This window comes from Pelomonas caseinilytica (assembly GCF_021353235.1).
GTDB lineage: Bacteria > Pseudomonadota > Gammaproteobacteria > Burkholderiales > Burkholderiaceae_C > Pelomonas > Pelomonas caseinilytica.
Genome location: NZ_JAJTWT010000002.1, coordinates 495,327 through 508,156, shown reverse-complemented (window position 1 = coordinate 508,156; position 12,830 = coordinate 495,327). Strand labels below are relative to the sequence as shown.

The following is a 12,830-nucleotide window of genomic DNA, read 5'->3' as shown; positions in this document are numbered from 1 at the left end:
AGTCGAGGGGGTCACGGCTTCACGCGCCATACCCGCTGCACGGCGGGCGTGCGGCGCAGCACCCGCAGGACGTCGGCCATATGCAGGCGGTCGCGCACGGCGATCAGCAGGTTCATTTCGGCCGTCTCGCGCGCCGGCGCGTCGTCGGTCATGGAGATGTGGGTGATGTCGGCCTCGGCCTGGGCCACGGCCTGCGCGACCTGGGCGAGCACGCCCTTGCCGTTGGTCAGCAGCAGCGTGATGCCGGCCTCGAAGCTGCGTGTCAGCTCCTCCGCCCATTCGACCTGGATCCAGTGCTCGCTGTCGCGCTGGAAGAGGCGCCGGCCGACCTGGCAGTCGCAGGTGTGCACGATCAGTCCCTCGCCACGGCCGAGGTAGCCGCGCACCTCGTCTCCGGGGATGGGGCGGCAGCAGCTGGCCAGCTGCACCGAGGCGCCTTCGCTGCCGTCGAGGGTGACGCTGCCCTGGTCGGGCGGCGCCTCGGCGAAGCGGCCCAGCGTCAGCGCCAGGGCGTCGGGCTTCTGGCCCTGGGCGGCCATCAGCCGGGCCAGCTTCTTGGCGATGATGGCGGCGATCTTGCGGCCGGCGCCGATGTCGACCAGCAGCTGTTCCGTGCCGGCACTGCCCGCCCAGGCAGCGAGGTCGTGCCAGATGGCGGCGGCCGGGTCGTCCACCTCCAGGCTGGGCAAGGCCAGGCCCTCCACGCGCATGGCCTGGGCCAGCATCTTCTCGCCCAGTTCGCGCGACTCCTCCTGCTCCAGGTCCTTCAGGTAATGGCGGATCTTGGAGCGCGCCCGGCCGGTGCGCACGAAGCTCAGCCAGGCGGGGTTGGGGCTGGCGCCGGGCGCCGTGATGACCTCGACGATGTCGCCGCTCTTGAGCTCGGCCCGCAGCGGCACGGCCTCGCCGTTGACCTGGGCGGCCACGCAGTGGTCGCCGACGTCGGAGTGGATGGCGTAGGCGAAGTCCACCGGCGTGGCCCCCTTGGGCAGGGCCATGATCTTGGACTTGGGCGTGAAGACGTAGATCGCGTCCGGGAAGAGGTCGATCTTGACGTGCTCGAGGAATTCGTTGGCGTCGCGCGTCTCGTCCTGGATGTCGATGAGGCTTTGCAGCCAGCGCGCATTGGCCTGCTGGGCGATCAACGCCGAGGCCTGCTTGCCGCGGCTCTTGTAGATCCAGTGCGCCGCCACGCCCTGCTCGGCGATCTGGTGCATGCCCTCGGTGCGCAGCTGGAACTCCAGCGGCGTGCCCAGCGGCCCCATCAGCGTCGTGTGCAGCGACTGGTAGCCGTTGTCCTTGGGGTTGGCGATGTAGTCCTTGAAGCGACCCGCCTGCGGCTTGTAGAGCTGGTGCAGCACGCCGAGGGCCGTGTAGCACTGCAGCGGCTCTTCGGTGAGGATGCGAAAGCCGAAGATGTCGCTGACCTGGGCGAAGCTCATCAGCCCCTTCTCGCGCATCTTCTTGTAGATCGAATAGACGGTCTTCTCGCGCCCGTGCACCTCCACGCGGAGGTTGGCCTTGGCGAAGGCCGAGCGGATCTCGCCCTCGATGCGCGAGACCAGGTCGCGCCGGTTGCCGCGGGCCTTGGCCACCGCCTTGGACAGCGCGGCATAACGCCATGGATGGAAGTACTGGAAGGACAGGTCCTCCAGCTCGCGGAAGGTCTGGTTCAGCCCCAGGCGGTGGGCGATGGGCGCGTAGATGTCGAAGGTCTCGCGGGCGATGCGGCGGGCCTTGTGCGGCGCCATCGCGCCCATGGTGCGCATGTTGTGCAGGCGGTCGGCCAGCTTGATGAGGATGACCCGCAGGTCGCGCGCCATCGCCAGCAGCATCTTGCGGAAGGACTCGGCCTGCGACTCCTCCTTGGTGGAGAACTGCAGCTTGTCGAGCTTGGTGAGGCCGTCGACGAGGTCGGCGGTGGTGGCGTCGAAGCGCTCGATCAGCTCGGCCTTGGAAACGCCGCAATCCTCGACGACGTCGTGCATCAGCGCGGCCATCAGCGCCTGCACGTCGAGCCGCCATTCGGCGCAGATGCCGGCCACCGCGATGGGGTGGGTGATGTAGGGCTCGCCGGTGGCGCGCTTCTGGCCGAGGTGGGATTCGTCGGCGAACTTGTAGGCCTCGCGCACGCGCTTGACCTCCGCCTTGCTCAGGTAGCCGAGCTTGGGCAGGAGGGCGTCGAACGAAGCCGCCTCCGCCGTGGTCGGAGGCGCCGCCTGGCGCAGACCGGGCAGCGTGAACCAAGCGGTGAGGGAGCGTTGGGCCATGGGGCGAATTTAGCCTATGCCCCAAAGGCAACGGGCGTCCAAGGACGCCCGTCATGCTGGGGAAACTTCGGGTTAGACCGGAACCTTGCGCAGCATCTCCACGCCCACTTCGCCGGCGGCGATCTCGCGCAGCGCGGTCACGCCCGGCTTGTTCTTGCTCTCGATGCGGGGGCTGTGGCCCTGGCTCAGCATGCGGGCGCGGTAGGTGGCGGCCAGCACGAGCTGGAAGCGGTTGGGGATCTTCTGCAGGCAGTCTTCGACGGTGATGCGGGCCATGGTGTTCCTTGAAAGATGCGGGTCGGAGCGCGATCAGGGCAGATCGAGCGCCTGAAAGACCGCCGAGCGGTTGCGGCGCTGAGCCGCGTATTTTAGCCGCTGGGCGTGGACGATGGTCTTGAGGTCGAAGACGGCGGTGTCGAACACCGCGTTGACGACGATGTAGTCGAAGTGCTGGGCCTGGGCCACTTCCAGGCGGGCATTGTTCATGCGCTTGGCGATCACCTCGGGCTCGGTGTCGCCTCGGCGGGCCAGGCGCAGCCGCAGTTCGTCCCAGCTCGGCGGGAGGATGAAGATCAGCACGGCGTGCGCAAAGAGCTGCTTGATCTGCAGGGCGCCCTGGAAATCGATCTCCAGCACCACGTCCTCGCCGCCCTGCAGCCGGCTCTCGATGCCGGCGCGGGACGTGCCATAGAGGTTGCCATGCACCTCGGCCCATTCGAAGAAATCCCCTCGCTCGGCCATGGCGCGGAATTCCTCCGGGGTGATGAACCAGTATTCCCGGCCGTGCTGCTCCTGACCCCGCGGTGCGCGGGAAGTGTGGGAGATGGAGACGGCCAGGCGGGCGTCGAGTTCGAGCAGGGCCTTGACGAGGCTGGACTTGCCGGCACCACTGGGTGCGGCGACGACGAAGAGATTGCCGGGGTATTCCATGGCGGAGCGGGGCGGTGTTCTGGGACCCGGGCTCGGTTGGCCGGGTCGGTGGCGGCGAGCCGGGACTGTAGCGCGCAGTCCTGCGGGACATCCCGGCGATGCGGCAAGCAAGCCCGTGCGTCGGCAACTATTGCCGCCGCGGCGGGCGCGGGGCGCCTTGGACGCCTCAGGGCGTCGATCCGGCAAAGCTGATCCTCAATTTGCCGCCCACCACCTTCACGTCGCGCACCGCCTGCCTGGCGAGCGCGCCCTTGGCCGTCGTGGTGTCCAGGGTGTAGACGGGGTGCGACTCCAGCGCCTGCCGGGCCGCCAGGGCGCCACGGGCCTTCACGAACTCGGCGTACTCGGGCGCCAGGCCCTCCAGCTCCAGCGTGCTGATCTCCAGGTCGTCGAGGAAGAGCTGCCCCTCCTGCGGGACATAGCGCGGCCGGCCGGACAACTCCAGCCGCCCCGCGCGCTCGCGCGTGCCCAGCAGTACCTTGACGTCGGCGGTGAGGCCGAGGCGGTCCTCGCCGTCCCGCAGCACCACCAAGGGATGGGACAGCTCCAGGCAGACGATGACGGCCTTGCACTGGCGCAGCGGGAAGCGCGGCGCAATGCGGGCCTGCAGCTGGGCCTGCTCGATGTCGAGGTGTCCCGTGGCCATGTAGCCGGCGATGCCGCAGCTGAGCAGCACGATGGCGGCGCACAGCGCCGCGGCGGCGAGGGACAGTCGGCGGATCATGGGATGGAGCGCAGGCGTGCCGGACGGAGTGCCGCGAGTATCGGGCCCCGAGTCGTTCGCGGCATTCGCGCTCGACGAGCGGGGTCATGAGCTGAAGTCGAGGCGTTAGCACGCCAGTGCATTCCCGGCAGAATGGGGTACAGGCATGCCGCTTGCCGGGCGGCATCGCACCGCTGCCAGGGAGGCTGCGCGATATGGCTTGCGTCAGACGAGAGCTTGCGCTTGGAGGCTGGGTGGCAGATGCCGCCCCGGGCCATCGTGGCTGGGCCGTGCGCCGCTTTTGTGCCCGGTTCGCTCTCGCCATGGCCTTCTTCTCGGCGCCGGCCATGGCGCAGGGGCGTGCCGCCTTGCCGGCCTTGAACAGCTATGCGCAGCCGCCGTTCACCAGGCCCGAGGGCGGGGGCCTGGCGGCGACCTTTGTAACGCTGCTGAACGAGGAAGCCATGCCAGGCGGCGCCAGGGCCTTCGTCGAGAGCATTCCCAGGCGACGCCTCGAGGCGGTGCTGAGTGAGCCGGCCTTCCAGGGCATGGCCCTGTTCCTGGCGCCAGAGTTCCTGCCCAAGGCCTTTTCGCGGCCGGTGCAGTGGTCGGCGCCGGTCATGGTGGACGAGAACCTCATCGTCAGCGTGAGGCCGCTGGCCATCACCTCGCTGGACGAGCTTTCGGGCCTGCGCTTCGGGGCCGTGGCGGGCCACGTCTACCGCCTGGTAGGGCCTCTCGTCGAGGCGGGGCGCGTGAAGCGCGACGATGCCCTCGACCACGTGGCCAACCTCAGGAAGCTCTGCCTCGGCCGAGTCGACTTCGTGGTCATCAGCAGGTCGGAACTGGCCGGCACCGTGCCCCTGGTGCAATGCCCGGTGCCGCTGCGGCCGACGGCCTTTCCGGAGCCGCAGGTGATCGTCCGCCGCGTGGCCGTGCGCATGGCCGACCCCCATGACGAGCAGGCTGTGCTCGATGCGCTCGCCCGCGTGGCCTGCAGCGACCGCTGGCTCGGCGCCCTGTCCGCGCTCGGGCTGTCGAGCGCGGGCTGCAGCTCGCGGGGGCGTTAGTGACCCGTGGTGCGCAGCGCCCGGGCTGCGGATTTGTGTCGCGCGCTATTCGAGGTTTTGCACCTGCTCGCGCATCTGCTCGATGGCCACTTTCATTTCCACCGAGATATTCGTCAGCTCCAGCGCCGCGGATTTCGAACCCAGGGTATTCGCTTCACGATGTAATTCCTGAATCAGGAAATCCAGGCGTTTGCCGAGTTCGCCGCCTTTTTTGAGCAGGCGACTGAGTTCGTCGAGGTGGGCGCGCAGCCGTGCCAGTTCCTCGGCCACGTCGATGCGGATGGCGAAGGCCGCAGCCTCGTTGAGGGCCCGCTCCTGCAGGGCTTCCTGCGGCACCGTGTTGGACGCGCCGGTGGCCGCCAGAGCCTCCTGCCAGCGCTCGAGGAAGCGCTGCTGCTGGCGGGCCACGACGGCCGGCAGCAGGGGCTCGGCCTCGTCGGCAAGCTGGCGCAGGCGCTGGATGCGTTCGTCCAGGATGGCCACCAGCTTCTCGCCCTCGCGCTCGCGGGACTCGGCCAGCCCCTCGACGCAGGCCCGGGCCGCTTCGAGGGTGGCGGTGTCGAGCTGGGCGGGCGCATTGCCTCCGCTCTTGCACCAGTTCAGCGCCTCGTGCACGGACAGCGGCGCGGCCTGCGGCAGCCAGGCCCGCACCTTGGCCTCCAGGCTGGCCAGGCGATTGAGCTGCTCGGGCTGGGGCTGCGGCCAGCTGCCGTCGGCCTCGCGCTGGGTGTTGATGCGCAATTCGATCTTGCCGCGCTTGAAGCGGGCCGCGACGAGTTCGCGCAACTGCGGCTCCAGCCCGCGCAGCTCTTCGGGCATGCGCATGGACAGGTCCAGAAACCGGCCGTTGACGGAACGTAATTCGACGCTGACGGCAGCCGGCGCGGTAGCGCTGCCATCTTCGGCTTTAGGGGGTTGCGCCAGGGAATTGGCGTACCCGGTCATGCTGTAGACTGGCATTTCGCACTCGCAAAACAGACGTTAACCAAGAGATTTAACGCGATTATGTCCAAGCCGAAGCCGGCGCCCCTGCCCGCAGGCACGGTGGTTGGGGGCTACCAGATCATCAAGCGACTGGCGGCGGGCGGTTTCGGTGTGGTCTACCTCGCCGAGGACCCCGACCATCACCTCGTCGCGTTGAAGGAATATCTGCCCTCGTCGCTGGCCGAGCGCTCGCCGGGCGAACTGACCCCTCGCGTCAAGCCCGAGAAGCAGCCGCTTTACCGGCTCGGCCTGAAGAGCTTCTTCGAGGAGGGCCGTTCGCTGGCGCAAATCTCGCACCCGAGCGTCGTGTCGGTGCTGAACTTCCTGCGCGAGAACGAGACCGTCTACATGGTCATGAACTATCTGCAAGGCGACACCTTGCAGGACTTCATCGTGACCGCACGCGACATGAAGCGCGACAAGGTCTTCCGCGAGTCGACCATCCGCAGCCTCTTCGACGAGATCCTGCGCGGCCTGCGCATCGTCCACCAGCACAAGATGCTGCACCTGGACATCAAGCCGGCCAACATCTTCATCACCAACGACAACAAAGCCGTGCTGCTGGACTTCGGCGCCGCGCGCGAAGTGCTGAGCAAGGAAGGCAACTTCATCCGTCCGATGTACACGCCCGGCTTTGCCGCCCCGGAGATGTACCGCCGCGACGGCTCGCTGGGGCCGTGGACCGACATCTACGCCATCGGCGCCTGCATCTACGCCTGCATGCAGGGCTACCCGCCCAACGACGCGCCGCAGCGCCTCGAGAAGGATCGCCTCTCGCTCAGCCTGTCACGGCTGCGCAATGTCTATTCCGACAACCTGCTCGAAGTCACTGAGTGGTGCATGTCGCTCGACCCGCTGTCGCGCCCGCAGAGTGTGTTCGCGCTGCAGAAGGAACTCGCCCGCGAGACCGAGAGGCGCTACACCAAACTTTCCTTCAGCGAGCGCCTCAAGCTCCAGTTGGAAAACCTCAAATCCGGGGCGAAGGCGTGAGGTTCAGCGTCTTCCAGGTCAGCCGCCGCGGTGGCCGTGAGACCAACGAAGACCGCATGGGCTATTGCTTCACGCGGGAAGCGGGTCTTTTCGCCCTGGCCGATGGCATGGGTGGCCACCCGGAGGGCGAGGTCGCGGCGCAGATCGCGCTGCAGACGCTGGCGGCCCTGTTCCAGCAGGATGCCCGCCCCGTGCTGGACGACCCCCAGCGCTTCCTGCAGGAAACCATCGTCATCGCCCACCACCAGCTGTTGCGCTATGCGCAGAGCAAGGGCCTGTCGGACACACCCCGCACCACCGTGGTCGCCTGCATCCTGCAGGGCAACCAGGCGTGGTGGGCCCACTGCGGCGACTCGCGCCTGTACCTCGTGCGTGCCGGCAAGCTGATCGCCCGTACGCGGGACCATTCCTACTCCGAGCTGCAGGAGGCCCTGGGCCGCGTCGGCCGCGGCGTGGAGCCTTTCAACCGCAACGTGCTCTTCACCTGCCTGGGCAGCCCCGGCAAGCCCATGGTGGACTGCCAGGGCCCACTGGTGCTGGAGCCGGGAGACCGCATCCTGCTGTGTTCCGACGGCCTGTGGGGTAGCGTGGAGGACCACGAGATCGTCCAGCAGATGGCCGACCAGGTCATCTCCGAGGCCGCGCCTGAACTCGTCGAGCAGGCCCTGCGCCGTGGCGGGGCGCGCAGCGACAACGTCACCGTGCTGTCCGTCGAATGGGAGGGCGAGGGCGACCCCTCGGGCGACACCACCCAGAACCTCGGCAATTCCGGTTTCGCCTCCACCATCCAGGGCGCGCTGGACGCCGACCTCGTCGCCGGCATGGACGAAGAGGAGATCGAGCGCTCGGTGCGCGAGATCAACGAAGCCATCCGCCAGTCCGGCCGCGGCATCCATCGCCGCTAACCTTTCTTCCGCCATGACCCAGAACTACACGCGCAGCGCAGGCCGCGCCGCCAACCAGTTGCGTCCCGTGCGCATCACCCGCGGATTCACCGTGCATGCCGAAGGCTCGGTGCTGATCGAGTTCGGCGGCACGCGGGTGCTGTGCACCGCCTCCGTCGAGGAACGCGTGCCGCCGCACAAGCGCGGTTCGGGCGAAGGCTGGGTGACGGCCGAATACGGCATGCTGCCGCGCGCCACCCATACCCGCGGCGACCGCGAGGCCGCCAAGGGCAAGCAGAGCGGGCGCACGCAGGAGATCCAGCGCCTCATCGGCCGCTCCCTGCGCGCGGTCTTCGACCTCGCCGCCCTCGGCGAGCGCACCATCACGCTGGACTGCGACGTGCTGCAGGCCGACGGCGGCACGCGCACGGCGGCCATCACCGGCGCCTTCGTGGCGGCCCAGGATGCCGTCAACAAGCTGCTGGCGGACAGCAAGCTTTCGCGCTCGCCGATCAAGGACTCGGTCGCGGCCATTTCGGTCGGCATCGTCGACGGCGTGCCGCTGCTGGACCTGGAATACGTCGAGGACGCCGCCTGCGACACCGACATGAACGTCGTCATGACCGGCTCCGGCGGCTTCGTCGAGCTGCAGGGCACGGCCGAGGGCGTGGTGTTCACGCGCGACGAGATGAACGCCCTGCTGGATCTGGCCGAAAAGGGCATCCGCGAGCTGCGTGCGGCCCAGCAGGCGGCGCTGGCATCGTGAAGCTGGTCCTCGCCTCCAACAACGCCAAGAAGCTCCTGGAGCTGCAGACCCTGTTCGCGCCGCTCGGCATCGAGCTGGTCAACCAGGGCAGCCTGGGCATCCCGGAGGCCGAGGAGCCGCACGCCACGTTCGCCGAGAACGCCCTGGCCAAGGCGCGCCATGCCGCCGCCGCCAGCGGTCTTCCGGCCCTGGCCGACGACTCGGGGCTGAGCGTCGCCGCGCTCGGCGGCGCGCCGGGCGTGCGGTCGGCCCGTTATGCGCTCGACGCTGGTGGCGACAAGGGCGATGCGGCGAACAATGCCCGGCTGCTGGCCGAGATGGCCGGTGTCGCCGACCGTCGCGCGCGCTTCGTCTGCGCCCTCGTCGCCGTGCGCAGCGCTGACGACCCCGAACCCTTGATCGCCATGGGCCGTTGGGCCGGCGAGATCCTCACCGCGCCCCGCGGCGAAGGAGGCTTCGGCTACGACCCGTTGATGAGCATTCCCGCGCTGGGCCAGACCGTGGCCAGCCTGCCGGCCGAGGTCAAGAACCGGCACAGCCACCGGGCGCTTGCCGCGGCCCAGCTGATCGCCCAGTTCCGCGAGGTCTGGCAGCTCGGTTGATCGCATGGCTGACCTGGCCCACCTGATGCGCCCCGGCACGCTGCAGCTGCCGGCATTGCCGCCCCTGGCCCTGTACGTGCACCTGCCCTGGTGCCTGCGCAAGTGCCCCTATTGCGACTTCAATTCGCATGAGGTGCGGGACGGCGCCCTGGCGGCCGACACGGCCGAGGCCTATCTCGCCGCCCTGCGCGCCGATCTGGAGGCCGCCTTGCCGCTGGTCTGGGGCCGGCCGGTCGTCAGCATCTTCATCGGCGGGGGCACGCCCAGCCTCTTCGACCCCGAGCAGATCGCGCGGCTGATCTCCGACATCCGCGCCCGACTGCCGCTGGAGCCGGGCTGCGAGATCACGCTGGAAGCCAACCCCGGGACCTTCGAGCGCGAGCGCTTCCGGGGCTTTCGACAGGCGGGCGTGACGCGGCTGTCAGTGGGCGTGCAGAGCTTCGATGACACCCAGCTCAAGACCCTCGGGCGCGTGCATAGCGCCACCCAGGCCCGCGAGGCCCTGGCCGAGGCGGCTGCCTCGTTCGAGACCTTCAACCTCGACCTGATGTACGCCCTGCCGGGCCAGACGCTGGACGATCTCGCCCGCGAGCTGGACACGGCCCTGTCCTTCGAGCCGCCGCACCTCTCGATCTACCACTTGACCATCGAGCCCAACACGGTGTTCGCCACGCGCACGCCGCAGCACCTGCCGGACGCGGACCTCGCCAGCGACATGCTCGACCTCATCACCGAGCGCACCGCCGGCCATGGACTGGCGCGCTACGAGGTCTCGGCCTATGCCCGCGAGGGCCATCGCTGCCTGCACAACCTCAACTACTGGCAGTTCGGCGACTACCTCGGCATCGGGGCCGGTGCCCACAGCAAGCTGAGCTTCCCGCACCGCGTGCTGCGCCAGGTGCGCTGGCGCGAGCCGGCGGCCTTCATGGCCCAGGCCGACAAGGTCAGCAACGAGCACGAAGTGGCGCGCAAGGACCTGCCCTTCGAGTTCATGCTCAATGCGCTGCGCCTGAAGGATGGCGTCGCGATGACGCAGTTCCTCGAGCGCACCGGCCTGCCGCCCTCGAGCATCGCGCCGGCCCTGCGGACGGCGCGCGGCCGCGGCCTGCTCAGCGCCGATCCGGCCCGCATCCAGCCGACCGAGCGCGGCTTCGACTTCCTCAGCGATCTGCAGCAGCTGTTCCTGTGACGGCGCCGGCCCCGGGGGCCTCGTTGAGCTGCTGCTGCAGCGTCGCCACTTCGGCATGCAGCCAGTCGCAGAAGGCGCGCACCGCCGGGTCGCTGCCCAGGGCCTCCGGGTAGACGACCTGGTAGTCGCGGGTGGCGTCCTCGTCGATCGCCTGGGCCGACACGCGGACGAGGCGGCCGTCGAGCACCGCGTCCGCGGCGAACAGCTCGCGCGTCAGCGCCAGGCCCATGCCCTGCTCGGCCGCCTGGCCCAGCAGGGCGGCATCGTTGAAGGTGGCGACCGGCGGCGGCACCGCGGCCTTGCAGCCGGCCTGGGCGAACCATTCGCGCCACAGGTCGGCGTCCCCCAGCAGCGGCTGCTGGGCCAGCAGTTCAGGCGGCTGGCCGATCAGGCGCTGGGCCAGGGCCGGCGCGGCGACGACGATATGGGGCGAGTGGAACAGCGGCTCGCTGGCCAGCCCGGGCCAGGGCCCGCGCCCGATGCGCAGGCCAAGGTGGAAGCCCTCGCGTTCCAGGTCCACCACCTGCTGCGAGGCGTGCAGGTCCAGCGCGATGCAGGGCTGCAACGCCTGCCAGCGTGGCAGCCGCGGCAACAGCCAGCGCTGGGCGAAGGAGGGGAGGGCGGTCACGCGCAGCGTCTGCGCGGCGCTGCCGTGCGCCTGCGCGGCGGCGGCGAGGCCCGCCTGCAGCTCGGCGAACACCTTGGTGACGGCGCGCTGCAGGGCCTGGCCCGCCGGGTTCAGCGCCAGGCGGCGGCCCTGGCGGGTGAAGACCTCGAAACCGAGCTGCGCTTCCAGGCCGCGGATCTGTTGGCTGACGGCACTGTGCGTGAGGTGCAGGCTCTCGGCCGCGGCGCGCAGGTTCTCGGTCTGGGCGGCGGCGCGGAAGGCCGCCAGGTAGTGGAGGGGAAACCGGTCGAGGGACGCCATCTGGTTAGCCGTTTGAACCAATCAGTGAAGAAAACAGCGCTTCTGGACTGCTCATTGGTTGCCTAGCATAACCAGCGCAACAAAAGGACTCGTCATGAACACCTCGCCTCGCTGGATGAACGCCCTCGTGATCGGCCCGCTCGCCGTCCTGACCCTCCAGGGCCTTACGGTCAATGCTTTCGCGCTCACCGACACCAATGCGGAACTCAGGGAGGCCGCGGCTGACCGGCAGGCCCACGTTGCCGCGCCCGCCACGAAGGCGGCCCGGCCCGCTCAGGTGGCCTGGGTGCCGGTCTCGGCCAAGCGCCTGGACGGCTTCAAGCCTGTGCTGCCGGCCGAGCGCGGTGACGTGCCGAGGCAGACCCTGGCCAGGGCCGATGCGCGCTGAGGCGGGCCCGGGCCGCTGAACCAGGAAGGGTCAGACGCGGTTCAGCGAGATGCCCGAGGTGGCGCGCAGCCGCTCCAGCACCTTGGCGGCGATCTGGTTGAGCGGCAGCACCTCGTCGGCCGCCCCGGCCGCGATGGCCTCGCGCGGCATGCCGAAGACGACGCAGCTCGCCTCGTCCTGGCAGTAGTTGTAGGCTCCGGCGTCCTTCATGACCTTCATGGCCCGTGCGCCGTCCGCGCCCATGCCGGTCAGCATGATGCCGATGGCGTTGGGACCGACGACCTTGGCCGCCGACAGGAAGAGGGCCTCCACGGACGGCTTGTGGCGGTTGATGGGCTCGCCGTCCTGGACGCGGGCGACATAGTTGGCGCCGCTGCGCTCGATGGTCAGGTGCAGGCCGCCGGGCGCGATGTAGCCGTGGCCGGGCAGGATGCGCTCGCCGTCCTGGGCCTCCTTGACGCGGATCTTGCACAGGCCGTCCAGACGGGCGGCGTAGCTCTTGGTGAAGCCGGGCGGCATGTGCTGGGTGATGACGACGGCGGGGCTGTCGGCCGGCAGGTTGATGAGCACGTCCTTGGTGGCTTCGGTGCCGCCGGTGGAGGCGCCGATGAAGATGAGCTTCTCGGTCGACGCCTTGCCGAGGCTGGCCATGGTCACCGGCCGCACGGGGGCCGGGGCGGGCGCGCCCGGTGCGGGCGGCGGCGGCGCGCGGCGGATGTGAGCCTTGGAGGCGATGCGGATCTTGTCGGTGATGTCCTGGGCCAGCAGCCGGATGCCGTCGGCCACGCCGATCTTGGGCTTGGCGACAAAGTCCACCGCGCCCAGCTCCAGGGCCTTGAGCGTCACCTCGGCGCCGCGCTCGGTCAGCGTGGACACCATCACCACCGGCATGGGCCGCAGCCGCATCAGGCGGGACAGGAAGTCGAGGCCGTCCATGCGGGGCATCTCGACGTCCAGCGTGATGACGTCGGGGTTGAGGTTGCGGATCATCTCGCGCGCCACCAGCGGATCGGAGGCGGCGCCTATGCATTCCATGTCGGGCTGGCGGTTGATGATCTCGCTGAGGATGGAGCGCACCAGCGCCGAATCGTCCACCACCACGACCTTGGTCTTGGGCATGTCGACT

14 protein-coding genes are annotated in these 12,830 nt (G+C 69.3%); 7 read left to right on the top strand and 7 right to left on the bottom strand.

Annotation, left to right across the window (positions count from 1 at the left end; genetic code table 11):
- Positions 1-11: 11 nt before the first annotated feature.
- The 4 genes from LXT12_RS06125 to LXT12_RS06110 form a co-directional block, all read right to left on the bottom strand.
- Positions 12-2,270: a RelA/SpoT family protein gene (locus LXT12_RS06125; protein WP_233390466.1), complete on the bottom strand. Its 2,259-nt coding sequence runs from the start codon at positions 2,268-2,270 to the stop codon at positions 12-14.
- 72 nt (positions 2,271-2,342) lie between these two features.
- On the bottom strand, positions 2,343-2,546 hold the full coding sequence (rpoZ, locus tag LXT12_RS06120) for a DNA-directed RNA polymerase subunit omega (RefSeq protein ID WP_233390464.1): 204 nt from the start codon (positions 2,544-2,546) through the stop codon (positions 2,343-2,345).
- 33 nt (positions 2,547-2,579) lie between these two features.
- Positions 2,580-3,200, bottom strand: a complete 621-nt coding sequence (gene gmk, locus LXT12_RS06115) for a guanylate kinase (protein WP_233390462.1) — start codon at positions 3,198-3,200, stop codon at positions 2,580-2,582.
- Positions 3,201-3,366: 166 nt separating this feature from the next.
- Complete coding sequence (locus LXT12_RS06110) at positions 3,367-3,924, bottom strand: DUF1439 domain-containing protein (protein WP_233390460.1); 558 nt, start codon at positions 3,922-3,924, stop codon at positions 3,367-3,369.
- Between the two features lie 302 nt (positions 3,925-4,226).
- Here LXT12_RS06110 and LXT12_RS06105 point away from each other — a divergent pair, with 302 nt between their 5' ends.
- Positions 4,227-4,973, top strand: a complete 747-nt coding sequence (locus LXT12_RS06105) for a type 2 periplasmic-binding domain-containing protein (protein ID WP_233390458.1) — start codon at positions 4,227-4,229, stop codon at positions 4,971-4,973.
- A 45-nt stretch (positions 4,974-5,018) separates the two neighbouring features.
- Here LXT12_RS06105 and LXT12_RS06100 read toward each other — a convergent pair whose 3' ends face one another.
- Positions 5,019-5,918, bottom strand: a complete 900-nt coding sequence (locus LXT12_RS06100; protein ID WP_233390814.1) for a YicC/YloC family endoribonuclease — start codon at positions 5,916-5,918, stop codon at positions 5,019-5,021.
- A 60-nt stretch (positions 5,919-5,978) separates the two neighbouring features.
- On the opposite strand from LXT12_RS06100, the gene LXT12_RS06095 reads away from it, so the two are divergent.
- The 5 genes from LXT12_RS06095 to hemW are packed head-to-tail and all read left to right on the top strand — an operon-like array spanning position 5,979 to position 10,388.
- Complete coding sequence (locus tag LXT12_RS06095) at positions 5,979-6,947, top strand: serine/threonine protein kinase (RefSeq protein WP_056264626.1); 969 nt, start codon at positions 5,979-5,981, stop codon at positions 6,945-6,947.
- On the top strand, positions 6,944-7,852 hold the full coding sequence (locus tag LXT12_RS06090) for a PP2C family protein-serine/threonine phosphatase (protein ID WP_233390457.1): 909 nt from the start codon (positions 6,944-6,946) through the stop codon (positions 7,850-7,852). The genes LXT12_RS06095 and LXT12_RS06090 overlap by 4 nt, the downstream gene beginning before the upstream one ends.
- Positions 7,853-7,865: 13 nt before the next feature.
- Positions 7,866-8,597, top strand: a complete 732-nt coding sequence (rph, locus tag LXT12_RS06085) for a ribonuclease PH (protein ID WP_233390455.1) — start codon at positions 7,866-7,868, stop codon at positions 8,595-8,597.
- On the top strand, positions 8,594-9,199 hold the full coding sequence (gene rdgB, locus LXT12_RS06080) for an RdgB/HAM1 family non-canonical purine NTP pyrophosphatase (protein ID WP_233390453.1): 606 nt from the start codon (positions 8,594-8,596) through the stop codon (positions 9,197-9,199). Before rph ends, rdgB begins: the two co-directional genes overlap by 4 nt.
- 4 nt (positions 9,200-9,203) lie before the next feature.
- Positions 9,204-10,388 carry a radical SAM family heme chaperone HemW gene (gene hemW, locus LXT12_RS06075; RefSeq protein WP_233390451.1) on the top strand — a complete coding sequence of 395 codons (1,185 nt, stop codon included), beginning with the start codon at positions 9,204-9,206 and terminating at the stop codon, positions 10,386-10,388.
- Here the strand turns inward: hemW and LXT12_RS06070 are convergent.
- Positions 10,360-11,316, bottom strand: coding sequence for a LysR substrate-binding domain-containing protein (locus LXT12_RS06070; RefSeq protein WP_233390449.1), 957 nt, complete (start codon positions 11,314-11,316; stop codon positions 10,360-10,362). The two genes, hemW and LXT12_RS06070, sit on opposite strands and share 29 nt — an antisense overlap.
- Before the next feature lie 94 nt (positions 11,317-11,410).
- On the opposite strand from LXT12_RS06070, the gene LXT12_RS06065 reads away from it, so the two are divergent.
- Complete coding sequence (locus LXT12_RS06065; RefSeq protein WP_233390447.1) at positions 11,411-11,704, top strand: hypothetical protein; 294 nt, start codon at positions 11,411-11,413, stop codon at positions 11,702-11,704.
- Between the two features lie 30 nt (positions 11,705-11,734).
- Here the strand turns inward: LXT12_RS06065 and LXT12_RS06060 are convergent, their stop codons facing one another.
- Positions 11,735-12,823, bottom strand: a complete 1,089-nt coding sequence (locus LXT12_RS06060) for a protein-glutamate methylesterase/protein-glutamine glutaminase (RefSeq protein ID WP_233390445.1) — start codon at positions 12,821-12,823, stop codon at positions 11,735-11,737.
- Between the last annotated feature and the right edge of the window lie 7 nt (positions 12,824-12,830).

Bases quoted from the DNA above. Each gene is read 5' to 3' on its own strand.
- gmk (WP_233390462.1), bottom strand. From the start codon at position 3,200: ATGGAATACCCCGGCAATCTCTTCGTCGTCGCCGCACCCAGTGGTGCC.
- LXT12_RS06095 (WP_056264626.1), top strand. From the start codon at position 5,979: ATGTCCAAGCCGAAGCCGGCGCCCCTGCCCGCAGGCACGGTGGTTGGG.
- LXT12_RS06070 (WP_233390449.1), bottom strand. From the start codon at position 11,316: ATGGCGTCCCTCGACCGGTTTCCCCTCCACTACCTGGCGGCCTTCCGC.
- rph (WP_233390455.1), top strand. From the start codon at position 7,866: ATGACCCAGAACTACACGCGCAGCGCAGGCCGCGCCGCCAACCAGTTG.
- rpoZ (WP_233390464.1), bottom strand. From the start codon at position 2,546: ATGGCCCGCATCACCGTCGAAGACTGCCTGCAGAAGATCCCCAACCGC.
- hemW (WP_233390451.1), top strand. From the start codon at position 9,204: ATGGCTGACCTGGCCCACCTGATGCGCCCCGGCACGCTGCAGCTGCCG.
- LXT12_RS06065 (WP_233390447.1), top strand. From the start codon at position 11,411: ATGAACACCTCGCCTCGCTGGATGAACGCCCTCGTGATCGGCCCGCTC.
- LXT12_RS06125 (WP_233390466.1), bottom strand. From the start codon at position 2,270: ATGGCCCAACGCTCCCTCACCGCTTGGTTCACGCTGCCCGGTCTGCGC.
- LXT12_RS06105 (WP_233390458.1), top strand. From the start codon at position 4,227: ATGGCCTTCTTCTCGGCGCCGGCCATGGCGCAGGGGCGTGCCGCCTTG.
- LXT12_RS06060 (WP_233390445.1), bottom strand. From the start codon at position 12,823: ATGCCCAAGACCAAGGTCGTGGTGGTGGACGATTCGGCGCTGGTGCGC.
- LXT12_RS06110 (WP_233390460.1), bottom strand. From the start codon at position 3,924: ATGATCCGCCGACTGTCCCTCGCCGCCGCGGCGCTGTGCGCCGCCATC.
- LXT12_RS06100 (WP_233390814.1), bottom strand. From the start codon at position 5,918: ATGACCGGGTACGCCAATTCCCTGGCGCAACCCCCTAAAGCCGAAGAT.